Below are 24,387 nucleotides of genomic sequence, written 5' to 3' on the forward strand. Positions count from 1 at the left end.
GGCCGCGATCTACACCTCGGTCGGTGAACTCGTGGGCGAGGGCGCCGAAAGGATCACGTTTCCCGTGGTCGCCGAACGGGCCGGGGTCAACCCGACGACGCTCTACCGACGCTGGGACAGCGTCCACGCTCTCCTTGAGGAAGTCGCTGTCGCCGCCCTGACCCGGGACGGTGAGTCAGCACCCGACACCGGATCCCTCCAGCAGGATCTGACCGAATGGGCGCAGGTCATCGCCCGCGACATCACACGTCCCCACCGAGCCCGATACCTGCGCGCGATGGTCTCGGCCCGCACCGAGACCGTCGCGAGTTGCCCGGTCACGGAGAAACGGCGCGAGCAGGCATCGGAGGTGGTGAGCCGGGCCCGCGAACGCGGTGAGAAGGCACCGAGCGTCCCGCAGATCCTCGACCATGTCATTGCGCCTCTGTACCACCACGTCGTATTCGCCTTGCCCGTCGATGGCGAGTACGCGCGACGGCTGGTCCGCGATGTGCTGGCCATGGCTGAGTGACAGGCCGTCCCGCACATGCTGGACGCGCTGCTGGACCTGCACGGCGGCGTGAGGCGGAGATGGTGGTGCCCCGGCCCCCGGTCCCGCTCGCCCTCGCGCCGGACACCCCCACCGCCGACATCCGCATCGGATACGCCCACTGCTCGACGCCCGCCCAGGAACTCCAGCCGCAGCTCGACGCCCTCGCCAAGCACGGAATCCCGCGCGACCAGGCGTTCTCCGAGAAGATCAGCACCCGCGTCCGCGTCCGCCCCCGGTTCGGCCCACCTCCCCGCCGTCACCTCACTCGATGTGGCCGCAGGCGGAACAGACGAACTGGCTCTCCTGCGTCGGATTCCCGTCCCCGTCCGTCTCGACGGTCCGGTACATGGTGCCGCCGCACTTGCCGCAGCCTCGGGTCTGGATGAGCTGGCCCATGGGCAGGTCCTCCCTAGGGGCGCGCGTGCGGCACTCGCCGCGCAGCGCCATCGCGTAGTCGAGCAGGACGAACGCCTCTTGCCGTCCCCGTTCACGGATGGTGATGTCGTCCGCGGTCTCGCCCGTCGCCGCGACGCGACCGCAGCGGTAGCAGCAGTGCCGGTTGCCCTGCGGCCCCGGCTCCACCATCGACAGGTCGCAGTCAGGACAGTCCACCGTCGGCCTCCTTGACGAATCCGCACCGCGCACAGACCGAGATCGGCCGCCCGTCCCGGTCGCGTTGGCCCCACATGGTGTTCAGGCACCGCGGGCAGCCGCTGGTGTGGATGCCGCGCGGGCCCAGTGGCGGCGGCTCGGGCGTGGACTCCACATAGGCGATGATCAGCGCCCGGTCCCGCTCGCTGCTGCCTGCCATGCGCAGCAGATTCGCCAGCCGCGACCGTGCTTCGTCGGCGAAGGTCCCCATGGCGCGGAGGGTATCGGGCCGGCGCCCCCGAAACGACGACCTCCCGCGGAGTGCACTCGATCAGTTGAGATGACCAGCGGCGTCGCAGGGACACGGCCGGGTCGGAACGGGGTTGCGTTCTAAGTCAGTTGCTTGACTTAAGGGCCGGTGCGGCGTTGACTGCCCACCGACCCCAGGACGAAGGGAGACGGTGGTGAGCCACGACGACGGCGCCCCCGCACCGGCCTATCCGCTGACGGCCCCCGGTGCGTTGGAAGCACCGGCCGAATGGCGGGAGTTGCGCACCACCTGCCCGGTGGCCCCGGTGACGCTGCCGAGCGGCGACCGGGCCGCGCTGCTGACCCGCTACGACGACGTCAAGCAGGTGCTCTCCGACCCGCGCTGCACCCGGCGGCTGGACGCCGAAGGCGCCGCCCGCATCTCCGCCGACCCCTCCGGCGGGGTGTTCAACAGCGCGATGGCCGCGTCCCTCAACGGTGCCGGGCAACAGCGCTGGCGGCGCATGCTGACCAAGTGGTTCACCGCCAAGCGGATGAACGCCCTGCGCCCGGCGATCGAGGCGATGGCGGAACAACTGGTCGACGAGATGGTCGACCGGGGCCACCCGGCCGACCTCAAGGCGAGCGTCGGCTTCCCGCTGCCGGTCTGGGTGATCTGCGATCTGCTCGGCGTCCCGGCGGCCGACCGGGACCGCTTCTCGCGCTGGTCCGACATGCTGCTCAACCTCACCCGCTACGGACGGGACGAGATCGACACCGCCCAACGGGACTTCCACGCCTACCTGACCGAGCACCTGGAGGTCAAGCGCGCGGAGCCGGGGGAGGACCTGCTCAGCTCCCTCATCACCGCGACCGACGCCGACGGCGGGCGGCTCACCGACGACCAACTCGCCGCCACCGGCCAGGCCCTGCTGATCGCCGGCCACGAGACCACCGCCAACATGATCGGCAAGATGACGGCGCTGCTGCTCGCCGATCGCCGCCGCTGGCAGCAGCTGGTCGCCGACCCCGCGCTGGTGCGCACCGCCGTGGAGGAGGCCCTGCGGTACGACGCCAACGCCGGTTTCGGCATGCCCCGCTACGTCACGGAGGACATCGACGTCGCCGGCACCGTCCTGCCCCGCGGCGCGACCCTGGTGTGCAGCATGGCCGCCGCCAACCGGGACGGGACGGTCTTCGCCGCCGCCGACGACCTGCGGCTGGAGCGCAGCCCCAATCCCCACCTGGCCTTCGGTGCCGGGCCGCACTCGTGCCTGGGCCAGGCGCTCGCCCGCACCGAGCTCCAGGTGGTGCTCGACGTCCTGCTGCGCCGCCTCCCCACTCTCGAACTCGCCGTGCCCGTCAGCGAGTTGCGACGCATCGAGGGACTGGTCGTCGGCGGGCTGTGCGACGTTCCGGTCCGGTGGTGACGATGTCCGTGAAAGCCGCGCGGGCCGCGGAGACCCGGGAAGCCATCCTGACCGCGGCGGAGCGCCTGTTCGCCGAACGCGGCGTGTTCGCCGTCTCCAACCGGCAGATCAGCGAGGCCGCCGGCCAGGGCAACAACGCCGCCGTCGGCTACCACTTCGGCACCAAGACCGATCTGATCCGGGCCGTCGTCCGCCGGCACGCCGACCCGATCGACGCCCTGCGGCAGCGCATGCTCGCCACCACCGGCGACTCCCGCGACGCACGCGACTGGGTGGCGTGCCTGGTCCGGCCGGGCGCCCGGCACCTGGGCCAACTGGGCAGCCCCACCTGGTACGCGCGGTTCGCCGCCCAACTGATGACCGACCCGGTGCTGCGCGAGGTCATGGTCGACGAGGCGTTCGGCCCGTCCATCGCGCGCAACCTCGACGGACTCAACCGGTGCCTGCCCGACCTTCCCCTGCCCGTGCGGATCGAACGCGGCGACATGGCACGCCACTTGATGGTGCACACCCTCGCCGAGCGCGAACGCGCCCTCGCCGACGGCACCCCCACGGTCCACGCCGACTGGGACGCCTACGCGGACGGACTCATCGACGCGATCACCGGACTGTGGCTCGCCCCGTGCCCGACCACGCCGTGACCGTCCCCACCCGCACTCCGCACACCCCACTCGAAAGGCGGTCGTCCGTGCCCGACGCAACCGGCCCCACGCCCACGCCCACCGGCTTGGCGGAACCACACCACCCGTCCGACGTACCCGAGTTCCCGATGCCGCGCGCGGCGGGTTGTCCGTTCGACCCACCGCCGACCCTCACGGCGCAACAGCAACAGGGCCCGCTCACCAAGGTCCGACTCTGGGACGGCAGCACGCCGTGGCTGGTGACCCGCTACGCCGACCAGCGCGCCCTGCTGGCCGACCCGCGCGTCAGCGCCGACGTCACCCGCCCCGGCTACCCCAGCGCGGCCCCGGTCAGCGGCAACACCATCGGCTTCATCCTGATGGACGACCCCGAGCACGCCCGGCAACGCCGCATGGTCACCGCCCCGTTCGCCGTCAAACGCGTCGAGGCGCTGCGGCCGCGCGTGCAGCAGATCGTCGACGAGCGCATCGAGGCGCTGCTCGCCGGCCCCCGGCCGGTGGACCTGGTAGAGGCGTTCGCCCTGCCGGTGCCCTCTCTCGTCATCTGCGAACTGCTCGGCGTGCCCTACGCCGACCACGACTTCTTCCAGGAGAACAGCCGAATCCTGATCAACCGCAACGTCACTCCGGAAGAGCGCACCACCGCCCACGGACGGCTGAGCGACTACCTGGACGACCTGGTCGGCGAGAAGCTCGCCCGGCCCACGGACGACCTGCTCTCCCAGCTCGCCCAGCGTGTCGCGGACGGCGAACTGACCCGGCTCGACGCGGCCCGGATGGGCGTCCTGCTGCTGATCGCCGGCCACGAGACGACCGCGAACATGATCGCGCTGGGCACCCTGGCTCTGTTGGAACACCCCGGACAACTCGCCGCCCTGCGGGCGTCCGACGAACCCGAGCGCGTGGCGAACGCCGTCGAGGAACTGCTCCGGTACCTCCACATCACCCACAGCGGCCGCCGCCGGGTGGCGACGGAGGACATCGAACTCGCCGGGCGGACCATCCGGGCCGGCGACGGACTGATCTTCCCGAACGACATCGCCAACCGTGATCCGGACGCCTTCCCCGACCCCCACCGCCTGGACCTGCAACGTGCCGCCCGGCACCACGTGGCCTTCGGCTTCGGCGTCCACCAGTGCCTGGGCCAGACACTGGCCCGCCTCGAACTCCAGGTCGTCTACGGCACCCTCTACCGCCGCGTCCCGACCCTGCGACTGGCGGTGCCGCTGGCGGACGTCCCGTTCAAGCACGACGGTTCCGTCTACGGCGTGTACGAACTGCCGGTGACCTGGTGACCGGGCCTGCCCCGGCCGCGACCGGTGCGCGGCGGGGCAGGCGCGCCGACCGTCAGACGTTCTGCCCGATGGCGGCGATGTACCGCTTGATCGAGTGGTCCCGGATGCCGTCCGCGGCGGGCGCGAAGGCGTCCGCGGTGAGACCCTTGGCCCGGTCCGCCAGGTTGCCCAGCAGCCCCATGGAGTCGTGCAGTTTGCCGCCGGAGTCGATGTAGCGCAGCGACTCGACGTGGGTGAACGCGGGCTCCGGCGGGAGCTGCGGAACGATGTCGTTGTTGTTGACGAAGCGGTACATGCGGTTCTGGAAGCCCTTGTTGTACGCGGCCGCCAGGATGCGGTCGCAGGTGCGGGGCTGCCCGTAGGTGTAGACGCCGTCCGCCTGGAGCCGCGGGTCCTCCAGGTACATCCGCGCGCCGGCGAGCATGGCGAGCGCACCGCCCAGGCTGTGCCCCGTGAACCACACCGTCTGCCCGTTGGTGCGCAGCTCGGCCAGTGTGTCCTTGACGTCCGGGAAGACCGACTGGAGCGCCTCGGCGAAGCCGTAGTGGACGTAGCCGGTCTTGGCCGGGCCCGGCCACGGGGGCGTGCTGGCGTCGGACAGCCAGTCACGGATCTGCGCCGGCTCCGTACCGCGGAAGGCGGTGATGATCATATGGTCGCTGGCGACCGTGTACGCCTGGGTGTCCTCCAGCGGGAACGGCGGCGTGAACCGCGTCTGGTGGTGGCGCACCTCGTCGAAGCCCCAGGAACGGGCCTCGGACTCGATGGTGGCCTCGTCCTTGTAGGCCAGATCGGACGCCTGGGCCAGCCAGTAGGCCAGGGGCAGGCTGTACCCGGTGGGCGAGCGGTGGTCGATCGCGGTCGGTGCGGACATGCGGGCTCCTTCGGCTCGGTGTCGTTCGGTGCTGGGGTCACGCCGTGCGCGGGACGGTCGCCCCGGCGCGAAACCGGTCCCTTCGTAATGCCAGCGGCCGGCCCGGGGGTTGTCGCCGCGCCCGTAGTCCCCCGAACGGCGGGGCCGCGGGTCCGACGCCGGTCGTGACGAACGCCGAACGGCACCTGCCTGGCGCATCCGGCGGCCCGGACGGGCGAGCAGCGCGTGCCGCACGGCCCGTCAGGTCGGACACTGGCGGCCGGGGACGGTCTGAGTCGGAGGGCGCCGTGGTGTCGCAGTCTCGGCTGGTCGTGGGGCTCACCTACAACCTGCGCGGTGAGTCCGTCGAGCACTTCGGCGCCGGCCCGCCCAGAGAGGGGTACGACGCGGAGTTCGACGAGTGGGAGACGGTGCAGACCGTCGCCGGCGTCCTCGAAGGGCTCGGCTACCGGTGCGTGCTGATCGGTGCGCTGCCGGCGTTGATGGAGCGCCTGCTGCGCGGCGAACGCTGGGACGTCGTCTTCAACCTCGCCGAGGGGCACCACGGCTACGGGCGCGAAGCCCAGGTTCCCGCGCTGTTGGAGGAGTGGCGGATCCCCTTCACGTTCTCGGACTCCCTGTGCCTGTCGCTGTGCCTGCACAAGCCCACCACCCAGCTGCTGCTGCGGCAGGCGGGGGTGACGACGGCGCCGTTCGCCGTCGTCCGGGAGCCCCACGACATCGACGGGATCGACCTGCCGTACCCGTTGTTCGCCAAGCCGGTCGCCGAGGGCACCAGCAAGGGCATCGGCGCGGACTCCCGCGTGGACGACGCGCGGGAGCTGAGGTCGACCTGCACGCGGCTGCTGCAACGGCACGGCCAGCCGGTGATGGTCGAGCCGTACCTCCCCGGCCCGGAGTACACCGTCGGCATCCTCGGCGCCGGTGCGGACGCCCGGGCCGTCGGCGTGTCGCAAACGCTCCACGACCGGCGGACGACACCCTTCCTCACCGATCTGCGCAAGCGCGACGCCTCGGGGCAGCCGGTCCCCGTGCGGGCCCTCCAGGACACCGGCGCCGCGCAGCGCCTCGCCGGCCTCGCCGTCCGGGCCTGGCGCACGCTCGGTTGCCGGGACGCCGGCCGGGTCGACCTGCGGTGCGACGCAGCGGGTGAGCCCCACGTCCTGGACGTCAACCCGCTGCCCGGTCTCAGCCCCGCCTACTCCCCGTTGCCCCTCCAGTGGGCCGGCACCGGCCGGCCGTACCGCCAGCTCATCGCGCGCATCATGACCGCCGCCGAGCACCGCCTGCCGTGCGCGTCGTCCGCCGTGCCGGCGTCAACGGCCGCACGCCGGGTGGGGTGTTGAGGGTTCGCCGGCGCGGGGGCCGGCGCGGGCGATCGGCCTAGCCGCCCTCGCCGGCTCGGCCCGGGGCCGGGCGCAGGATCAGCGGGAGGTAGACGTCGTCGACGATGTCGGTGATGGCGTCGTCCGAGACCGGGGCCCCGAACAGCAGGAACTCGTTGCGCAGCAGGTCGGTGGCGACCGTGGCGCGCCGGGAGTCCAGGATCCAGGGTTCGATCTCGCCGCGTTCGACGGCGCGTTCCAGGATGGCGCGGAGGCTGACCGGGCCGACGGTGTGCACGCTCTCCCGGACCAGCTTGGCGAAGTCGGGGTCCCGGGTCATTTCGGCCAGCAGACCGCGCAGGATGCCGCCGAGCGGGCTTGCGACCTTGGCGGCGATCTGCTGCATCAGATCGATCACATCGGTGCGGAGCGCGCCGGTGTCGGGCGGGTCGATCTTGGCGACGCCGGCCAACCGGCAAGCCTCCACGACCAGTTCGGCGCGGTTGGACCAGCGGCGGTAGAGGGCGGCCTTGCCGGTGCGGGCTCGGGTGGCCACCCGTTCCATCGACAGCGCGGCGTAGCCGGTCTCGCTGAGCTCCTCCAGAGTCGCCATCAGGATGGCGTTCTCCAGCTCCGCACCGCGGCGGCGGGGGCCTTTGCGGTGGTCAGTGGCGGGGGCGGCGGTGGGATCGGCGTTGGCGGACAGGGGGACTCCTGAAGATGTCTGATAGAGGCCGTTGCGTTCTCTACGGGGGCAAGTCTATGCTCCGAAATAGAGAACATGGCGTTCTTTAAAGGTGAGAATTCTTGAATCGGAGTGGACCGATGACCGATACCGCCACGACGCCCCAGACCACGGACGCACCCGCCTTCCCGAGCAACCGGAGCTGTCCCTACCAGTTACCGGACGGCTACGCCCAGCTCCGGGACACCCCCGGCCCCCTGCACCGGGTGACGCTCTACGACGGCCGCCAGGCGTGGGTGGTGACCAAGCACGAGGCCGCGCGCAAACTGCTCGGCGACCCCCGACTGTCCTCCAACCGGACGGACGACAACTTCCCCGCCACGTCACCGCGCTTCGAGGCCGTCCGGGAGAGCCCGCAGGCGTTCATCGGCCTGGACCCGCCCGAGCACGGCACTCGGCGGCGGATGACGATCAGCGAGTTCACCGTCAAGCGGATCAAGAACATGCGTCCCGAGGTCGAGGAGATCGTGCACGGCTTCCTCGACGAGATGCTGGCCGCCGGCCCGACCGCCGACCTGGTCAGCCAGTTCGCGCTGCCGGTGCCCTCCATGGTGATCTGCCGACTCCTCGGCGTGCCCTACGCCGACCACGAGTTCTTCCAGGACGCGAGCAAGCGGCTGGTGCAGTCCACGGACGCGCAGAGCGCGCTCACCGCGCGGAACGACCTCGCGGGTTACCTGGACGGCCTCATCACCCAGTTCCAGACCGAACCGGGCGCGGGCCTGGTGGGCGCTCTGGTCGCCGACCAGCTGGCCAACGGCGAGATCGACCGTGAGGAACTGATCTCCACCGCGATGCTGCTCCTCATCGCCGGCCACGAGACCACGGCCTCGATGACCTCCCTCAGCGTGATCACCCTGCTGGACCACCCCGAGCAGTACGCCGCCCTGCGCGCCGACCGCAGCCTCGTGCCCGGCGCGGTGGAGGAACTGCTCCGCTACCTCGCCATCGCCGACATCGCGGGCGGCCGCGTCGCCACGGCGGACATCGAGGTCGAGGGGCAGCTCATCCGGGCCGGCGAGGGCGTGATCGTCGTCAACTCGATAGCCAACCGGGACGGCACGGTGTACGAGGACCCGGACGCCCTCGACATCCACCGCTCCGCGCGCCACCACCTCGCCTTCGGCTTCGGCGTGCACCAGTGCCTGGGCCAGAACCTCGCCCGGCTGGAGCTGGAGGTCATCCTCAACGCCCTCATGGACCGCGTCCCGACGCTGCGACTGGCCGTCCCCGTCGAGCAGTTGGTGCTGCGGCCGGGTACGACGATCCAGGGCGTCAACGAACTCCCGGTCACCTGGTGACGGGGGAGAGGGGCAAGGACATGACCATGCGGGTGAGTGCGGATCGGACGGTCTGCGTCGGTGCCGGGCTGTGTGCGCTGACGGCGCCGGGCGTCTTCGACCAGGACGACGACGGGATCGTCACGGTGCTGACGGCCGAACCCGCCGCCGACGACGACCGGCGCACCGCGCGCGAGGCCGGCCATCTCTGTCCGTCCGGTGCGGTCCGCGTCGTCGAGGACACGGAATAGGGTCAAGGACACGGAACAGGCGAGCGGGGATTCCGGCCGTCGGCCGGGGCGGTCTCCGGCCGACGGGCTGGGGCCGCCCGCGGTGCCGCCGCGCAGGCGAGGCCGCCGGTGGCGCCCGGCACCCGCGGCGGCCGTCAGATCCACCCCTTCCGCGCCGCGTACAGAGCGAGTTGGAAACGGGTGGTGGCGTCGGCGGCGCGGTTGAGCTGCTCCAACTGGCGGGAGAGGGTGCGTCGACTGATGCCGAGCAGTTCGGCGATGGTCTCGTCCGTGACGCCGCTCCCCAGCAGCTCCAGGATCCTGCGCTGCACCGGGCGCAGTGCGGCCGGCACCCGTCCGCCGAAGTGCAGCGGATAGGCGGACCGCCAGGAGGTCTCGAACAGGCCGGTGAGCGCGCGCAGCAGGCTGGACGGGCGGACCAGCAGCATCGAGTCGTTCACCTCGGTGTCCCCGAACGCCAGCGACACGATGGCCAGCCGCTGGTCGAAGACGCCCAACTTCACGGGGAGGGACTGCAGCACCCTGGCCTGCTCGCCCGCCGCGATGCAGGGCCGGATGTTGCAGGCGTAGTAGTCGCCGTTCTCCACCGCGGACTTGGAGTACACGATGCGGTAGGAGACGCCGCGTTCCAGGTTGCGGATCTCTGTGGGGTTGGGCGTGCCGCCGGTGTGCCACGGGGGTGCGTCGAAGCGCAGCACCTCGGTGGTCGCGGCGTCCTCCACCTGGAGGATGCGCTCCACGATCTGCGGTCCGGTGACGACTTCGACGAGGTCGTCGGTGGCGTGTGGGTGCACCTGGCGCCGGTAGGTGCGGTAGGCGTCCATGGCCACCAGGTGCGCTTGTTGCAGTTCCGCGGTGCGGGCGTTGGCGAGCCGGCCCAGGCCGATGGACGGCTCGATCGGCGCGATGCCGGCACGATCGGGACCGTGACTGGTGGCCAGCCCCAGGTGGATCAGGCGGGGGAGGGTGCGCTCCGTCTCTGCCGGGGCGCGGCCCAGGCGACGGGAGAGCGCGGCGATGGTGGTGGGGCCGGTGTCGAGCATGGCCAGATAGGCGGTGGCCTCGGTCGGGGACAGGCCGAGTCGGACGAGGTGGGCCGACCGGTCGTCTTCGCTCATGAGGGGCTCCGGACGGTGAGCGGGGGTGGGGGGTGGGCGCGCCGTCGCGGACGTGGGGGTGCGACGGGTGCGGGGCGCGGGGCGCGGTGTGACGTTCTCGTGCCGTGCGTGCCGTGTTCGGCGTCGATGTCTACCACAGGCCGATGGACACGCAGGTCACGGCGCCGGGATCCGTGCCGGCCGAACCGCCCTCCGCATGCCCGGATCCCGAGGCCCCGGGAATGCCGGAATCAGCTCAGCTGCCCGTCGTAGTCGGGCAGCTTGAATCCCTTCTCGTAATGCCCGCCCTCGAAGTCGGTGCTGCGATTGCCGACGTTGGCGATGAGGGAGTAGCCCTGCGCCTCGTACTTCTTCCGGCAGCCGAGCTTGACCTGGGCCTTGCCGGGGCTGTCGCCGTGCGGCTTGAGGCAGAGGCCGTCGACGGTGTACCCGGCCGAGGTGAGTTCCCGGGTCGTGGAGTCCTCCTTGTCGGCGCCGCGGTAGGACGCGAAGAGCACGGCGGCGCCGTGCTCGTGCGCGTAGTTCGTGGCCTTGAGGATCGCCTCGATCGGCTTGCCCCGGTCGTAGTGCGTGGCCAGCGAGGTGTTGTCGATGTCCAGGACCACCGCGGGCTTCTCGCCGCTCTTGCCGTCGGCCAGACGGTGTGCCAGATAGTCCTGGAGGGACGCGGCGACCGGAGCGACGTCGCCCAGCCACTCGCTTTCACTCGGCAGCGCATCCGGCCGGGAAGCCGCCTGCGCGGCCGCAGGCGACAGCGCCCCGAACATGCTCAGTCCCAACACCGGTCCCAGGACCAGGGCGATCTTCTTCCCCTTGACCATGCTCTTCACCACTCCTTTGGGGGGTCCGTTCCGTTCGGTGGCAGGCACGGGATCCCCGCCGCGGAATCCACGTGGCCGGCCATGACATTGCTACCTGAACCCGCGGTCCCGCAGTGTCCACGTCGCGCCAGTGGCAACGATGGGCAGCGCAGGCCCCAACTCCCGCTCTTTGAAGGTGAATTGCACTGTTCTGGGTGGGGCGGGTGCTTTGCGGGTCGGGAAAGTGCGGGTTTCGGGCACGGTGACGGGGGTGGTTTCCGATGGTGTGAGGACCACGGTCGGGCAAGGAATTGCCCGCACCGGAAGCGGGGATTTCCCCGGCGGTCGCTACGAGTTCACCGGGCCTCCTCGGAGTCACCCGCCCCGGTGGTGAAATGCCCGGCCACCTCCCGTGACAGTGCCGGAACGTCGACCGGGATGCCGTCGGCGCGCAGCGAGGCGGTGGCGGCGCACCCCGCGGCGACCGCTTGGCGCGCCGCCACCGGCGAGGTGAGCGTGGGAGTCCCGGCGCGCACGAAGTCCACGAATTCGGTGACGAGCCGCGGATCGGCCCCGCCGTGCCCGCCGTCCTCCGCGGGCACCTCCACCACCAGGTCGGCGTCCGGCCGGTACCCGCTGCGCCGGCCGTTCCACACCTTCACCACCGCGCCTTCGGTGTCACCGAAGTTCTCCAGCCGGCCCTGGGTGCCGATGACGGTGTAGTTGCGCCAGTAATCGGGCGTGAAGTGGCACTGCTGGTAGGTGGCGAAGACGCCGTTGTCCAGCCGCATGGTCATCATCGACAGGTCCTCGACGTCGACCACGTCGTTGAGGCCGGTCAGGGCGGTGGGCGGCCAGTTGGCGTCCGGATCGAACCAGTCGGTCAGGGTCCGCCCGCCCTGGCCGCCCCGTGCGGTGATGTCGCCGTAGAGGGTCAGTCCGCCCATCGCCTGTGTGCGCACGGTGTAGCCGCCGGCCAGCCAGTGGATCACGTCGAGGTCGTGCGCGCCCTTCTGGAGCAGCAGGCCGGTGGTGCGGCGCCGGTCCGCGTGCCAGTCCTTGAAGTAGAAGTCGCCGCCGTGGCCCACGAAGTGGCGGCACCAGACCGCCTTGACCTCGCCGATGACGCCCCTGACGACCAACTCGCGCAGGGCCCGGACCACCGGCATGTGCCGCATGTTGTGCCCGACGTAGAGCCGGGTGCCGGTCCGCCGCGCCGTCTCCAGGACGCGGTCGCAGCCCGCCGTGGTGATGGCCAACGGCTTGTCGACGAAGACCGCGACGCCGGCTTCCAGGAAGTCGACGGCCAACTGCTCGTGGGTGTCGTCCGGCGTCGTCAGGATCACGCCGTCCAATCCCTCGTCGAGCAGGGCGCGGTGATCGGCATGGGGGGCGGCTCCCGGATACCGTTCCCGGCCGCGTTCGCGACGGGCCGTGACCGGATCGCACACCGCCACCACCCGCGCCGGTAGTTGCTGCTCGGCGACGTGCCGGCCGAGGGCTCCCCGCATGCCGAGCCCCACGACCGCGAGCCGTGCCTCCCGCTGGCCGTCGGCCGTCGGCCGGGTCGCGGGCGCGTGCGGGGTGTCGGACTCTTCCCGGGTGTGGGACAACGTCATCAGCCTGCCTTCGGGGACGACTCGTGGGCGTTTCGTTGCGAGGCGCAGGAGCACAGCACCACCAGGGCAACACACCACGGCCCCGGCCCGCCACCGGGCCACGACGCCCCAAGGAGGACCATGCAGCCCACGCGTCGGAACGTCCCGGCACTGCCGCCCGAGGACCGCACGCTCTCCCCCTACACCGGATACGGCCGTGCTCACTGGCTGGCCCTCGCCGACCGGCTGCTGACGGACGTGCACCGGTTCGCCTCGCCGTCCGGCGCCCGCATCGCGCTGCCCGGACGCCCCTCCGTCTCGGGCACCGACTCCGACCAACTCGAAGGATTCGCCCGGACGTTCCTGCTGTTGGCGTTCCGCACCGCGGGCTGCGGCGGTGCCGCGCCCGCCGGTCTGCTGCGGACCTACGCCGACGGCTTCGGCGCTGGCACCGACCCCGGGCACCCCGAAGCCTGGCCGGCCCTCGCCCAGGAGTGCCGGCAGACCCTCGTCGAGGCGTGCTCCCTCGCGGTCGGCCTCCACCTCACCCGGCCGTGGCTGTGGGACCAACTGCCCGACGCGGTCCGGGAACGGATCGTCGACTGGTTGCAGGGTGTCTGGGGGCTGCGCATACCCGACAACAACTGGCACATGTTCCGGGTCATCGTGGGGGAGTTCCTGGCCGGCGTCGGGGCTCCCCACGACCGGGCCGCGATGGCCGCCGACCTCGCGCGCATCGAGGAGTTCTACGTCGGCGACGGCTGGTACCGCGACGGCGGGGACGCCCGCACCGCGGACAACTTCGACCACTACAACAGCTGGGCGCTGCACACCTACCCCCTCCTGTGGGCCCTGATGGCCGGGGAGGACACGGCGCGGCGGGCCGACCGGCTGGCGGTGTTCGCCGCGCGGCTGCGGCGGTTCCTCGCGGACTACGCGCTGTTCTTCGGCGCCGACGGGGCCCCCGTGCACCAAGGGCGGTCCCTGATCTACCGGTTCGCGGCGGCGACGGCTCCGTGGATGGGGGCGCTGGTCGACGCCACTCCCCTCAGTCCGGGCCAGACCCGGCGACTGGCCAGCGGTGCGCTACGGCACTTCGTCGACCGGGGCTTCCGCGACCGGAACGGGGTCGCCACCCTTGGTTGGTTCGGACCGTTCCCGTCCCTGGTGCAGGACTACTCCGGTCCGGCGTCCCCGTACTGGCTCGGCAAGGCATTCCTCGGCCTCCTGCTGCCCGCCGACCACCCCTGCTGGACCCAACCGGAAGAACCGTTGCCGGTGGAGCGGGCCGATCAGGTGCGGGCCCTGCCCGCCCCGGGCTTCGTGCTCTCGGCGACCCGCGCGGACGGCCTCGTCCGCCTTGTCAACCACGGCAGCGACAACCACGCGACGGTCGACCAGGCGAGCGGCGGTCGCGCACCGGGCGGGGCCGTGCGCGGCGGCTACGCTCCGGTGCGCGCGGACGGGGATCCACACTACGCACGCTTCGCCTACTCCACCGCGACCGGCCCGCACCACGCCCAGGACGCCAGGCACCGCCTCCAGTCCGACAACCACGCCGCCCTCGTCCACCCTCAACTCGGCCTGTCCCGCCGCACCCGCATCCACCGCCTGCACGTCCAGGACCGCTACGCCGCGTCCTGGCATCGACCGGTCTGGCCGGGCCAGGCGGACATTGCTGCCCGGATCGAGACCGCGAGCGTGGTCTGGGGCGCGTATGAACTGCGCGTGCACCTGGTCGAGGCGCCCTGCCGCCTGCCCTTGCACGACAGCGGCTGGCAGGTCGCGGGGGAGCGGCCACCCCGGTGCCGGACCGCCGGCCACCTGGCGGAAGCCACCACTGAAGACGGTCTGACCAGCACGTTCGTCTCCCTGGCCGGTCATGACGCGATGGCCGTGGCGACCGCGCAGGGGACCAGCGCGTTCGGCCGCCACGCGGCCGTCCCCTACGCGACCGGCCGGCGCGCGGCGGACCGGACCGTGCACGTGGCCCTGATCGGCCTCACCGGCCGGGGTGGGGAGGCGGCACCACCGCGGGTACGGTGCGCGGTCGAAGGGGACGCCGTCACCGCTGCCTTCCCCGACGGCACCCGGGTCTTCGTCGCCCTCGGCGGGCCCGTCCCGCAGTCACCGGTCGTCGACGGGGTGCCGTTGACCGGACCGGTGCGCTACGCCCGGCTCTCCCCGGGGGAGGAGCCCGTGCTCGTGCCTGGCCCGGGTCGGTGACAGGGCCGAGGCGAGCCGCCCACCGGGCACAGAATCTCCCAATAAATGACAAGTATCTGACAAGCTGGTTGAAAACGGGGTCCAGGTGGGTGAAGGTTCAGGACGAGGATGTTCCGGGATCGGAAACGGATGGGCCTGAGTGTCGGGTGCGTCTCGGAGTGCGGGCGGCGGGTTGTGCGGCCGGCCGACGCCCGTACGATGCCGGGACTCCGTCCCGTCCCCACCTCATCCGGAAGGCCACCGCGGAATGCCCGTCTTCAGACGCCGCAAAGGCAGCCGTCCCCGTTTGCTCCCCGAACTCGACGATGCCCCCCTGGGTCGGGTCCGGCGGCGCGTCCTGACGTGCTGGGACCGCGGCTCGCTCGACACGCCCGTCATGGCCCTGATGGCGGAGGTGCTCGACGAGGCCGGAGAGGACTGGGACCGCAAGTCACACCGCCTGCGCGTGCTCGCCGCGGCCGCGGGACGGGCCCTGCCCGGAATCTGGCGGCAGCACAACCCGCACAACCAGGCCGCCCTGCTGCTGGAAGCCTGGTCCAACGTGCTGCAAGCCGGCCAGCAGGGCGCCAGCATCGACCTCGACGCCACCCGGGAGACCTGCCGACGCGCGGCCGAACTCCTGCCCGCCGACCCCACGCCCTGGACCATCCACCTGGCCACGCTCCGCCTGGAACGGAGCCCGTCCGCCGAACTGGCGGCGATCTGGCGCGAGATCAAGGCCCGCGACCCCTGGAACCGGGAGGCCCACCTCCAGGCACTGGGCTACCTCTCGCCGGACGAATGCGGTTCCAGCAGCCAGGTGTTGGACCTGCTGGACACCGTGCGCTCCGCGATGCCCCCGAACGCCCCCGCGGCCGGCCTGGAACTCACCGCCCTCGTCCGCAACCACCAGCGGAGCATGGGCCCCGGAGGGGTGGCCGCCCTCGGCGCGGGCGAGTTCTGGCGCCGCCACGACGCGGTGGCCGCCCTCGACCACGCGGCGCACCACTGGCCCGAACCCGGGTACCTCGGCCACGCCCAGGCACTCGCCGACCTGAACCTGCTCGCCTACGCGCTCATCAAGGCCGCCCGCCCGAGCGAGGCCGCGCACACCCTGCGCGTCACCGGTGGCCAGGCCACCCCCTGGCCGTGGAACGCCGAGGGGGACCCGTTGGAACGGTTCTCCCACCACTACGCCCGCGCCCGCGAGAACGACTGAACGAGCGGCCCGGCCCACGCGGTGCACAGCAGCGTTGCGGAGAGCTTCCACAGGTGTGCGACGGTCGCCGGGCAGGGCGGGAGCGGACCCGTTCGCCGGCGGGCTAGGCTCCCGAGCCCCGGCCCGCCAGCAGCTCCGCGACGTGGGCGTCGACCTGCTGCCGGTCGTAGCCCCGGCGCGCCACGTCGAACGCGGGAGGTCCGACGGGCACCGCTGCCTGGGACAGGCCCTCGACGTACGCGTCGACCTGCGCGCAGTCGTAGCCGCGCCGCACCAGATCGAACCCGGGCCCGCGCTCCGAACTCCCCGCCTTGCGCGAGAACAGCATGCGCACCTCCGTCCCTTCCCCTCTCGGCTCCCGCCGGGCAGCAGGAGCAGGGGAAAGGTACCGCCGTGCTCCGCCGCTTCGCCACGACCGCCAGGCAGTGGGCTTTACCTCAAGCTTGATTGAGGTTCTAGGTTGTGGTCAACCACCGCCGAACGGGCGGCCGTTGACCACCGAACGGAGCACACCCCCGTGACCACCCTCACCCCTGCCGAACTCCCCGCCCTCCACCAGCAGGTCGCCGTCCTGGTCGACCGCGCCGAGATCACCGGCCTCATCGACCGCTACCTGCTGAGCCTCGACGTGCTCCCCGGCGGGGCCGGGTTCGACGACGACTGGGCCCGGAGCCTGTTCACCGAGGACATCGTGATCACCTCGCCCGTCGCCCAGCACCGCGGCATCGAGGGACTGGCCGCATCCGAACGCGCCACCATGGCGAAGTTCGAGCGGACGCAGCACCTCGGCTCCAACTACCTCATCGGCCTCGACGGCGACCGGGCCACCGTGCGGTGGAACGCCCTGATGACCCACGTCCACCTGGCGTCGACGCAGGCCGCCCGCGGTGCGGAGCCGGGCGGCCACTTCGACGTCGGGGGCACGTTCACCGGCGAGGTGACCCGGACCGTCGACGGCTGGCGCTTCCGACGGCTGGACATCCGTGCCGTGTGGACGAACGGCGAGGGACCGCCGGTCCTGACGCCCAGGGCCGAGGAGACCCTGCGGAACACCGCCCCGCAGACAGCCGCCTGACGCGACCTGAGAACCGCCCTTCGGGACGGCCGCACCGGGCGGGTCCGCACCGCACCCGCGCACCCGCCCCGTCAGGCAACCACCGCTTCCACCACGGAGAGCACCGTGGACGTCGGCACCACGCGGGACAGGCGCAGGCCCGTCGCTTCGAAGAGCGCGGCGAAGTCCGCCTCGCTGCGTTCGCGGCCGACGAGCGAGGCCATCATCATCAGGTCCAGTGCCTTGGCCTGGTGCGGTGCGTTGCCCGGCGGCACCACCGCGTCCACGATCAGGATCCGGCCCCCCGGCCGCAGCGCCCGCCGGCAGTTGGCGAGGATGGCCGCACTGCGCTCGTCGTCCCAGTCATGCAGGATCCGCTTGATCAGGTAGACGTCACCGGGCGGCACGTCGGTGAAGAAGTCGCCGTCCGCCAGCGCCCACCGCCCCGCCACCGCTTCCTCGGCGGCCAGCCGGTGTCCCGCCAGGACGTGCGACTGGTCGTAGAGGACGCCGTCCAACCCCCGGTGATGACGCAGCACCTCCAGCAGCAGACCGCCGTGGCCGCCGCCCACGTCGACGACCGTGCCGGAGGCCGGGAAGTCGTAGGAGGCGGCGATGGGCGCGTTCTCCGCGTCGGACATCGCGGCCATGCCGACGTGGAAGACGGCGGCGGTGCGCTCGTCCTGGGCGAAGTAGTCGAAGAACGGCATGCCGAAGATGCCGTCGAACGCGGAGGTGTCCTCGGTCAGGCAGCGGCTCATCTCGTTGCCCGGCAGCCACATGGTGCGGTCGGTCAGCATCAGGATGGCGGTGCGGGCGGAGTACGGGGCGTCGCTGCGGAGTGCCTGGCCGGCCTCCGTCAGCGCGAACCGGCCCTGGTCGTCCTCCGCCACCACGCCCCGGGTGGCCAGGAGCCGGAGGACCCGGTACAGGTTGGGGGCGTGGGTGCCGGTCGCGGTGGCGAGGTCGGCGGGCGAGCGGGGGCCGTCGACGAGGTGATCGGCGACCTTCACGTCGGCTGCCGCGCGGAGGGCGGCGGGGTAGAGGAAACCGAGGGCCTCGTCGATCAGGAAACTGGCGGAACGACGGGAACGGGCCTCGGCATCGGGGATCGCGGAGCCCGCCTCGCCGCTGCCCGCACCGCCCCCGGCCCGGTCGGCCGCCGCCCCGCCTAACGCCCCGGCCGCGCCGTCCTCGCCGTGGTGATTGCTCTCGTCCTGCCGCACGAAGTCCTCCTGCATGAACGGGGTCCGGTCGTCACGCTGCTGCTGGGCGGTCCCGGTTGACTGCCCGCCCGACGGGGAGGATGCCCCTCGACGATCTCGCTGAAGCACCGCGTCACCCGGGACCTTCCGAACCCGGCGGACGAGCGGCACCACCCCGCTGACCCGGCCGAAGGAGCCAGGCGACGCAAGGCCGCGGCCGGCCCGCTCCCGCGCCCTACGCGGCGCAGAACTCGTTGCCCTCCGGGTCCCGCATGATCCACCAGTGCCCGGCCGGCCCCCGGTCCACCTCGCGGACCCGCGTCGCTCCCAGGCCCTCCAGCCGCGCCACCAGCGCTTCGAGGCCGCCCGCTTCGCCATGGACGTCGAGGTGCAGACGGTTCTTGCCGACCTTGTCCTCGGGCACGTCCTGGAAGAGCAGCCGTCGCCCGCGGCCGATGCCGCTCGTCTCGTCGAACGGGTCGTCGGGGTGACGGATCGCGGCATAACCGCGGAAGGTCACGCGGCCGTGGTGCTCCGCGATCGCTTCCCCACCGATGCGGCCGGCGGCGAGCAGTTGCTCGATGAGCGCGCCGGGATCCTCCACTTCGTACTCCAGGGCGGCGGCCCAGAAGTCCGCGAGGGCGGCTGCGTTCCTGCTGTCGATGACCAGTTTCCAGTTCAATGGCATGGGAGAAGTTATATGACAGCCCCGCCCGATGTCGGCCCCGCGGGGGGGCGGCGGAGTCGGCACGGATCGCCCGCTGTTCGTCGACGCCGGGCACCCCGCCCACCCCCTTCATCGATCTTTCATCGGCATTTCAACGCCGTCCGCGACAGTGGTGCAGCGACCTGCGGGACACGCGGTCGCACAGCCATGTCCGCGGCTCCTGTCCGGAGACGCGCGTAATGAAGGAACGAACGGGGCCCTGATGGACGATCTGTTGCACAAGCTGGTTTCCGGTGCTCTCGCCGGTGGACTCATCGTCCTGGCCGGTGCCCTGGGCACCGCCGCCCGCAGGCGCCGGGCGGCCCGGGAGGAAGCGGCCGCGCAGGCTCGCCGTGACGCGCGCCCGGACGCCGGCGGATCGGACCCGACCGGCCTTCGGTAGCAGTGACGGAGGGATGACGACGGCGGCGCGGACGACGGGAGTCGGCGCGCCGGTCGTTGCCGTCCCCGTCCGTCGCGGGACCGGCTGTGGGCGGACCGGGGCGGGGCCGGACCGCATCCGCCTCGACCGCCCCGGCCGTCGTCCCACAACGGGCTGTTGAGTTCCGGTGGCGGCTTCAAGGCCGCATCGACGGGGTGAGTTCCTCCTCGTCCGTGGGTTGGGCCCGTCGCGGGCCTCAAGGAAAGGTGTGTCCATGGCCAAGCTGATGGTTCTGCTCATCGGCATCGCCGTGCTCTTCTCGGTGATCGCCTTCAAGGGCGGAAATCCCTTGGTGGGCCTGTTGTTCGTCGTGGTGGCGGCCGCCCCGGTGCTGTACGTCGGGTACGCCGTGGCGACCAGGCGCCGGGCCGGCGGCACGTCCGCCCGGGGCACGGGGGCGCAGCAGCGCGGGCAGCGGACCCTGCTCCTCCGGGCGACCGCGGTGGTCACGGTGTTGGCCGTCGGCTACGGCGTCTACTGGGTGATGTTCGAACCGAAGGCCAACGACAAGGCGCTCAGCCGCGTCTCCGACCTGGACACGGGCTGCGGCAGCGGCATCGCCCGCAAGTTCTTCCCCCAGACCGCCGAGCACACCGGTGCGGGCCCGCACCCCGTCGCGATGTTCACGATCAGTGAGTCCGGCTCTTCCCACCCGGTCTACCCGACCTCCGGCACGGCGGACTACTGGAGCGGGAACGGCCTCGACCCGCACCGGGTGCAGCTCATCGCCTGTCTGGACGCTCCCGACGAGGGCGAGTTCCTGACCGACTGCAAGTTCACCACGGACACCATCAAGCTGTACCGCGGCGTGTACGACGTCACGGTGTACGAAGCCAGGACCGGCAAGAAGATCGGCAGCGAAAAACTGCTGGGCAGCCGGAAACCCAACTGCCCGGGAATGGTCTACCTCAAGCGGGGCACCGACCAACTCCACACCGAGCCCGAATTCGCCGACTACCAGTCCGTGTTGCGGAAGTACGTCGACAACTGAAGTCCGTCCGCCCGTCCTTCCTTCCAGTAGGCCGTGCCCGAGCGTTCCTTGCGCAGTGGCTGTGCAACGGTTTCGGTGTCACGGCTGAAAAATCCGGCAGGTTCCACCGAACCTGCCGATCAATTGTGCCCATTGACTTCGACGGGTCTTCGCGGCGACGCCAGTGGCGACGCCATCGGATGCTTTCTCGGGCTGGGAATGCATTGAGGGGACGGTTACACCGATGCCGGTGTGAGGATTGTGTCCAAGTCGTTGGATGGGCGCGGTCGTTTACGATTGGGAAATCGCGCTCGGATTCGCTACTGGACTGCTCGGAGTTGAAATTCTCGAAACGCTTCCGGGCCGGCTGTCGCACCCTTCTTCCGCATACCTTCTTCGCTGCGCGACGGCTGCGTCAATACCGGCACGCGCCCATGGGGGCTGCGCCGCCGCGCCGGGCTGCGCGGACTCGGTGACGCATACGACGACGTCGGCCTTCAAGACCACATCGAGGTCTTGAAGGCCGACGCCGCGTTGGGTCCCGAATTACCCCACATCATCTCGGGGCGGTCTCCGGGCCCGTCGGCTGAGTACCTGGCGAGAGCCGTATCTCAGCCGCAGGTGGTGAGTCAGCCGCCGATCGGGCCCAGGGGGATGTCCGAGACGGTGAGGCTGACCGACTTGATGGAGCCGCCGGTCAGGATCGGAATGCCGTTCGGGCCCGGGGCGAAGTTGGCGGTCAGGCCATTCAGGGAGCCGCTGACGGAGAGACCACCCGCGACGTTGTCGAGGTCGTCGTCGGCTATCTCGCGGGTCTCAATGCCGGAGGTGTTGCTCATGATGATGAGCGTCCTTCTTCCTTCATGGTGGCGTGCAATGCGTGCCGCACTGCGGCGGAACCCTTGAGCGACTCCCGCCACGCACTAGATTGCACGCTCGATCGTGGTATCGAGAACGAAATTCCAGAGCCTTCACGTATTGCACACGCCAGTTTTTTAAGCGGAAGGTCAAATTCAAGCAAGGTCTGGGATTGATCAACGATCGCCGCGCGTGCGGTAATTGCTCATATGCGGAGTTCCGCCACGACCGCGTCCTTTCGCAGAAATGCGGCGAGACGCGGTCCGGTGATGCGGCGTCTGGGGACCTCGGCGCCGTGGTGCGGTTGCCGCCGCGTTCGCATGCCGGGGGCGGGCCGTTCCGGGAACGGGGTGTCGGAAGGCGCCCGCGCAACTAGGGTCGGTCACATGACACTCTCACGGCAGGAACGGGAGCGGTTTCTGGCAGAACCCCACGTCGGGGCGCTCTCGGTGGTCGAACGGCCGGACCGGGCACCGCTGACGGTGCCGATCTGGTACCACTACACGCCGGGCGGGGAGCTGTGGGTGCGTACCGGGCCCGATTCGCGCAAGGCGCGGGCGATCCGGACCGCGGGACGCTTCAGCCTGATGGCGCAGCGGACCGACCCGACGGTGCGCTACGTGTCCGTGGAGGGCCCGCTGACCAGGACGGCCCCGGACAGTCCCCAGCGCTCGTGGGACATGGCGGCGCGATATCTCCCGCCGGACGAGGTCAGCGCTTTCGTCGCATACGACCGGACCCACCTCGGCGAGCACATCGCCCTCTACATGCGGCCGGAGCACTGGGTGTCGGCGGACCTGGGAGCCTTCTGAGACGCCGGCAGCGTCACCCTGGCCGTAGCGCACCGACCGCGGCCTCCACCCCGGGCCGCCCCGCCTGATCTGTCTGGGACGCCGTCGCGAGCCGCCACGGTTGTTCCTCCCGCGCACGGAGGACCCGGCCTTGCGCCGCGGCGTTCGCACGTCCTGCGCTGCCGTCTTGCGTGCCTGCGCCGGTGTCCGGAAACCACCCGATCCGATCGCGCCGTTCGGCGTGCGGGCGCTGTGCCGGCACCGGACGTCGCGGCAGTGCGGACGGCGCACCGCCCCGATCCGGTTCCGGTGCGGTCCCCTCGCCGTCGCTGACATCGTTTGCACTGGTCCGGCGCAGGGCTGGCGTTCGCGGAGGCACCGCCGTGGGTGCGGCGGACCGTCGAATCGCGCGATCCGGGCCCCAACCCGCCCCATTCCGCGGTAAATTCGGTGGCGATCACTTTCGGCCTGTGTGTTACTTCGCCGCATGACGATCTCGCTGACCACCGGACGTGTTTCGGACGATGGCGACGAGAGCGACTGCACGACGTGGGAGGTGGGGGTCGTCCCGGCCCACGTCGTCAGCGAGTTCCCCCACCAGGCGTGGCTCACGCCGGTGCCGGTGCTCGCCTGGTCATCTCCTTCGTCACCTTCCCCGTCATCCCCCTGGGCGGTGCGCGGTGCTGCCTGCGCATCGGTCGTCCCTCGACGGTTAGGCAGACCGTCGGCCCGTGCCCGGGGCACGTCGGGGTGGGGCCGGGTGACCGACCGGGAGTCCGCCGGGAGTTGGGTGACTTGGCGGCGGACGGCGCGACCGCCGCCGACGAGGAGTGACGTGCTGCCCGCTCGTTACTCCCCGATCCCCAACCTCTCCGAGAGGATCCGCACATGTTGGACGCAAGCCCTCCCCAACGCAGTAGAGCGCTCCCTTCATTGACCGGTATGCGGTTCGTCGCAGCGCTGTTGGTCTTCATCGCCCATGTGTCGGCGGCCTGGATGTTCACCGACCAGAGCCTGAACAAGGGGCTCAGCACCTACCTCGGCATGTTCGGCAGCCTCGGGGTGTCCTTCTTCTTCCTCCTCAGCGGGTTCGTGCTCACCTGGTCCGCCCGGGACGGCGACCGCCCGGCCCGGTTCTGGCGCCGCCGGTTGACGAAGATCTACCCGATGCACTTCGTCACCTGGGTCGCCGCGCTGCTGCTGGGCCTGGCTGCCGGACAGGCCCTGACGGCCGGTCAGTTCCTGCCCGGGCTGTTCCTCGTCCAGACCTGGGTGCCGGATCCCCTCGTCCTCAACGGCGTCAACAGCCCGGCCTGGTCGCTCTCCGTCGAGCTTGTCTTCTACCTCTGCTTCCCCGTGCTGATAGGTCTGGTCAAGAAGATCCGCCCGGAGCGCCTGTGGTGGTGGGCCGGGGCCATGGTGCTCGGCGCACTGCTGGTCGCCACGGCCGCCGAGACGCTGCTTCCCCACGTGACCGTGCCGTCGCTGAAGTACGGCTGGCTCCAGTTCTGGATCGTCTACTTCGTCCCGGTCAGTCGGCTCTTCGAGTTCGGCCTGGGCATCCTGTTGGCGCGGATCGTCATGACGGGCCGCTGGATTCCCGTGAACCGGTGGCTCGCCGCCCTCACCCTGATCCCCGGCTACCTGCTGTCCCTGTGGATTCCCACCACCCACGGCGTGGTGCTGCCGGTGCTCGTCCCGCTCGGCCTGACCGTCGCGAGCTGGGCGCACGCCGATGCGGAGGGCAGGACCAGTCCGCTGGGCGGCCGCACCATGGTGTGGCTGGGAGAGATCTCGTTCGCCTTCTACATGCTGCAACTCGTCGTCGGGCCCGTCGGACCCGCCAAGTACGGCAGCCGACAGCAGTGGGACACCGGCGAGGCGCTGCTGCGCGCCACCGGTTGGTTGGCCCTCACCCTCGTCCTCGCCTGGATCCTGTACCGGACCGTGGAGCTGCCGATGGTGAAGCGGTGGTCCCGCCCGCGCCGCCGTCCGCAGTCCCAGGCAGTGCCACTCGTCCCCGCTCCCGCCCCCGTGAGCGGGCGGAGCGACGTGGTCGACCGGCCGCCCACGCCGGCCAGTTGACGATCGCCGGTCAGCCGCCCCGAGCCCGCTGACCGGCACGTGCCGGCACCGGCCGGCTGAGGGCAGGCGCGCCGGCAACGGCGTAAAGGGGGGGCGCGGTCACCTGGCCGCGCCCCTCTCCGG

At 71.3% G+C, this 24,387-nt stretch carries 25 protein-coding genes; 14 read left to right on the top strand and 11 right to left on the bottom strand.

The genetic code is table 11. From position 1 onward, the window contains the following. The first annotated feature begins 31 nt into the window (after nt 1-31). Nucleotides 32-511 (top strand): TetR/AcrR family transcriptional regulator C-terminal ligand-binding domain-containing protein, encoded by a 480-nt coding sequence (locus ACJ6WD_RS08110; RefSeq protein ID WP_407615474.1) that lies wholly within the window; start codon nt 32-34, stop codon nt 509-511. Nucleotides 512-793: 282 nt separating this feature from the next. On the opposite strand, the gene ACJ6WD_RS08115 is transcribed toward ACJ6WD_RS08110, so the two are convergent. Beyond that, nucleotides 794-1,144: a hypothetical protein gene (locus tag ACJ6WD_RS08115; RefSeq protein ID WP_233656271.1), complete on the bottom strand. Its 351-nt coding sequence runs from the start codon at nt 1,142-1,144 to the stop codon at nt 794-796. Continuing rightward, nucleotides 1,131-1,394 (bottom strand): hypothetical protein, encoded by a 264-nt coding sequence (locus ACJ6WD_RS08120; RefSeq protein ID WP_407615393.1) that lies wholly within the window; start codon nt 1,392-1,394, stop codon nt 1,131-1,133. Before ACJ6WD_RS08120 ends, ACJ6WD_RS08115 begins: the two co-directional genes overlap by 14 nt. A 193-nt stretch (nt 1,395-1,587) precedes the next feature. Here ACJ6WD_RS08120 and ACJ6WD_RS08125 point away from each other — a divergent pair, with 193 nt between their 5' ends. The 3 genes from ACJ6WD_RS08125 to ACJ6WD_RS08135 all read left to right on the top strand — a co-directional run bounded on the left by ACJ6WD_RS08125 (nt 1,588) and on the right by ACJ6WD_RS08135 (nt 4,738). Continuing rightward, nucleotides 1,588-2,802 (top strand): cytochrome P450, encoded by a 1,215-nt coding sequence (locus ACJ6WD_RS08125; RefSeq protein ID WP_407615394.1) that lies wholly within the window; start codon nt 1,588-1,590, stop codon nt 2,800-2,802. Nucleotides 2,803-2,804: 2 nt separating this feature from the next. Beyond that, entirely contained in the window at nt 2,805-3,443 is a 639-nt protein-coding gene (locus tag ACJ6WD_RS08130) for a TetR/AcrR family transcriptional regulator (protein ID WP_407615395.1), read from the top strand. A 128-nt stretch (nt 3,444-3,571) separates the two neighbouring features. Continuing rightward, a complete protein-coding gene (locus ACJ6WD_RS08135; protein WP_407615475.1) occupies nt 3,572-4,738 on the top strand; it encodes a cytochrome P450 in 1,167 nt (388 codons plus the stop codon). 52 nt (nt 4,739-4,790) lie between these two features. Here ACJ6WD_RS08135 and ACJ6WD_RS08140 read toward each other — a convergent pair whose 3' ends face one another. After that, complete coding sequence (locus tag ACJ6WD_RS08140; protein ID WP_016577058.1) at nt 4,791-5,612, bottom strand: lipase family protein; 822 nt, start codon at nt 5,610-5,612, stop codon at nt 4,791-4,793. 287 nt (nt 5,613-5,899) lie between these two features. Between ACJ6WD_RS08140 and ACJ6WD_RS08145 the strand changes: the two genes are divergently transcribed. Next, nucleotides 5,900-6,958, top strand: coding sequence for a hypothetical protein (locus ACJ6WD_RS08145; protein WP_233655660.1), 1,059 nt, complete (start codon nt 5,900-5,902; stop codon nt 6,956-6,958). A gap of 37 nt (nt 6,959-6,995) precedes the next feature. Here the strand turns inward: ACJ6WD_RS08145 and ACJ6WD_RS08150 are convergent, their stop codons facing one another. Beyond that, nucleotides 6,996-7,550: a TetR/AcrR family transcriptional regulator gene (locus ACJ6WD_RS08150; RefSeq protein ID WP_020963762.1), complete on the bottom strand. Its 555-nt coding sequence runs from the start codon at nt 7,548-7,550 to the stop codon at nt 6,996-6,998. Nucleotides 7,551-7,762: 212 nt separating this feature from the next. Between ACJ6WD_RS08150 and ACJ6WD_RS08155 the strand changes: the two genes are divergently transcribed. Together ACJ6WD_RS08155 and ACJ6WD_RS08160 are read left to right on the top strand one after the other, a co-directional pair. Beyond that, a complete protein-coding gene (locus ACJ6WD_RS08155) occupies nt 7,763-8,983 on the top strand; it encodes a cytochrome P450 (RefSeq protein ID WP_407615396.1) in 1,221 nt (406 codons plus the stop codon). Nucleotides 8,984-9,009: 26 nt separating this feature from the next. After that, a complete protein-coding gene (locus ACJ6WD_RS08160) occupies nt 9,010-9,213 on the top strand; it encodes a ferredoxin (RefSeq protein ID WP_038516568.1) in 204 nt (67 codons plus the stop codon). Nucleotides 9,214-9,347: 134 nt separating this feature from the next. Here the strand turns inward: ACJ6WD_RS08160 and ACJ6WD_RS08165 are convergent, their stop codons facing one another. The 3 genes from ACJ6WD_RS08165 to ACJ6WD_RS08175 all read right to left on the bottom strand — a co-directional run bounded on the left by ACJ6WD_RS08165 (nt 9,348) and on the right by ACJ6WD_RS08175 (nt 12,642). Then, nucleotides 9,348-10,331, bottom strand: a complete 984-nt coding sequence (locus tag ACJ6WD_RS08165) for a helix-turn-helix domain-containing protein (protein ID WP_376446384.1) — start codon at nt 10,329-10,331, stop codon at nt 9,348-9,350. A gap of 230 nt (nt 10,332-10,561) precedes the next feature. Further along, nucleotides 10,562-11,152, bottom strand: a complete 591-nt coding sequence (locus ACJ6WD_RS08170) for an HAD family acid phosphatase (RefSeq protein WP_407615476.1) — start codon at nt 11,150-11,152, stop codon at nt 10,562-10,564. Nucleotides 11,153-11,487: 335 nt separating this feature from the next. After that, complete coding sequence (locus ACJ6WD_RS08175) at nt 11,488-12,642, bottom strand: Gfo/Idh/MocA family protein (protein WP_407615477.1); 1,155 nt, start codon at nt 12,640-12,642, stop codon at nt 11,488-11,490. A gap of 228 nt (nt 12,643-12,870) precedes the next feature. Here ACJ6WD_RS08175 and ACJ6WD_RS08180 point away from each other — a divergent pair, with 228 nt between their 5' ends. After that, nucleotides 12,871-14,955 carry a DUF2264 domain-containing protein gene (locus tag ACJ6WD_RS08180; protein WP_407615397.1) on the top strand — a complete coding sequence of 695 codons (2,085 nt, stop codon included), beginning with the start codon at nt 12,871-12,873 and terminating at the stop codon, nt 14,953-14,955. A 247-nt stretch (nt 14,956-15,202) separates the two neighbouring features. Continuing rightward, the gene (locus tag ACJ6WD_RS08185; RefSeq protein WP_407615398.1) at nt 15,203-16,153 is read left to right on the top strand and encodes a hypothetical protein; all 951 of its coding nucleotides are present in this window, start codon (nt 15,203-15,205) and stop codon (nt 16,151-16,153) included. Nucleotides 16,154-16,256: 103 nt separating this feature from the next. On the opposite strand, the gene ACJ6WD_RS08190 is transcribed toward ACJ6WD_RS08185, so the two are convergent. Further along, nucleotides 16,257-16,481, bottom strand: coding sequence for a hypothetical protein (locus tag ACJ6WD_RS08190; protein ID WP_233655653.1), 225 nt, complete (start codon nt 16,479-16,481; stop codon nt 16,257-16,259). Between the two features lie 189 nt (nt 16,482-16,670). Here ACJ6WD_RS08190 and ACJ6WD_RS08195 point away from each other — a divergent pair, with 189 nt between their 5' ends. Next, nucleotides 16,671-17,228: a nuclear transport factor 2 family protein gene (locus ACJ6WD_RS08195; protein ID WP_233655652.1), complete on the top strand. Its 558-nt coding sequence runs from the start codon at nt 16,671-16,673 to the stop codon at nt 17,226-17,228. Nucleotides 17,229-17,299: 71 nt separating this feature from the next. Here ACJ6WD_RS08195 and ACJ6WD_RS08200 read toward each other — a convergent pair whose 3' ends face one another. Together ACJ6WD_RS08200 and ACJ6WD_RS08205 are read right to left on the bottom strand one after the other, a co-directional pair. Continuing rightward, on the bottom strand, nt 17,300-18,448 hold the full coding sequence (locus ACJ6WD_RS08200; RefSeq protein WP_233655651.1) for a methyltransferase: 1,149 nt from the start codon (nt 18,446-18,448) through the stop codon (nt 17,300-17,302). A gap of 199 nt (nt 18,449-18,647) precedes the next feature. Continuing rightward, the gene (locus tag ACJ6WD_RS08205) at nt 18,648-19,100 is read right to left on the bottom strand and encodes a VOC family protein (protein ID WP_331246941.1); all 453 of its coding nucleotides are present in this window, start codon (nt 19,098-19,100) and stop codon (nt 18,648-18,650) included. 241 nt (nt 19,101-19,341) lie between these two features. On the opposite strand from ACJ6WD_RS08205, the gene ACJ6WD_RS08210 reads away from it, so the two are divergent. Both ACJ6WD_RS08210 and ACJ6WD_RS08215 read left to right on the top strand, forming a co-directional pair. Further along, nucleotides 19,342-19,521, top strand: coding sequence for a hypothetical protein (locus ACJ6WD_RS08210; protein WP_020931189.1), 180 nt, complete (start codon nt 19,342-19,344; stop codon nt 19,519-19,521). A gap of 253 nt (nt 19,522-19,774) precedes the next feature. After that, on the top strand, nt 19,775-20,551 hold the full coding sequence (locus tag ACJ6WD_RS08215) for a hypothetical protein (protein WP_233655648.1): 777 nt from the start codon (nt 19,775-19,777) through the stop codon (nt 20,549-20,551). A gap of 608 nt (nt 20,552-21,159) precedes the next feature. Here the strand turns inward: ACJ6WD_RS08215 and ACJ6WD_RS08220 are convergent. Next, nucleotides 21,160-21,369 carry a hypothetical protein gene (locus tag ACJ6WD_RS08220; protein WP_016573557.1) on the bottom strand — a complete coding sequence of 70 codons (210 nt, stop codon included), beginning with the start codon at nt 21,367-21,369 and terminating at the stop codon, nt 21,160-21,162. Between the two features lie 405 nt (nt 21,370-21,774). On the opposite strand from ACJ6WD_RS08220, the gene ACJ6WD_RS08225 reads away from it, so the two are divergent. Together ACJ6WD_RS08225 and ACJ6WD_RS08230 are read left to right on the top strand one after the other, a co-directional pair. Beyond that, entirely contained in the window at nt 21,775-22,200 is a 426-nt protein-coding gene (locus ACJ6WD_RS08225) for a pyridoxamine 5'-phosphate oxidase family protein (protein WP_407615399.1), read from the top strand. Nucleotides 22,201-23,121: 921 nt separating this feature from the next. Then, nucleotides 23,122-24,264, top strand: coding sequence for an acyltransferase (locus ACJ6WD_RS08230; RefSeq protein WP_233655646.1), 1,143 nt, complete (start codon nt 23,122-23,124; stop codon nt 24,262-24,264). The last annotated feature ends 123 nt before the right edge of the window (nt 24,265-24,387 follow it).

It is taken from the genome of Streptomyces sp. VTCC 41912 (assembly GCF_045799175.1).
Lineage (GTDB): Bacteria > Actinomycetota > Actinomycetes > Streptomycetales > Streptomycetaceae > Streptomyces > Streptomyces albulus_C.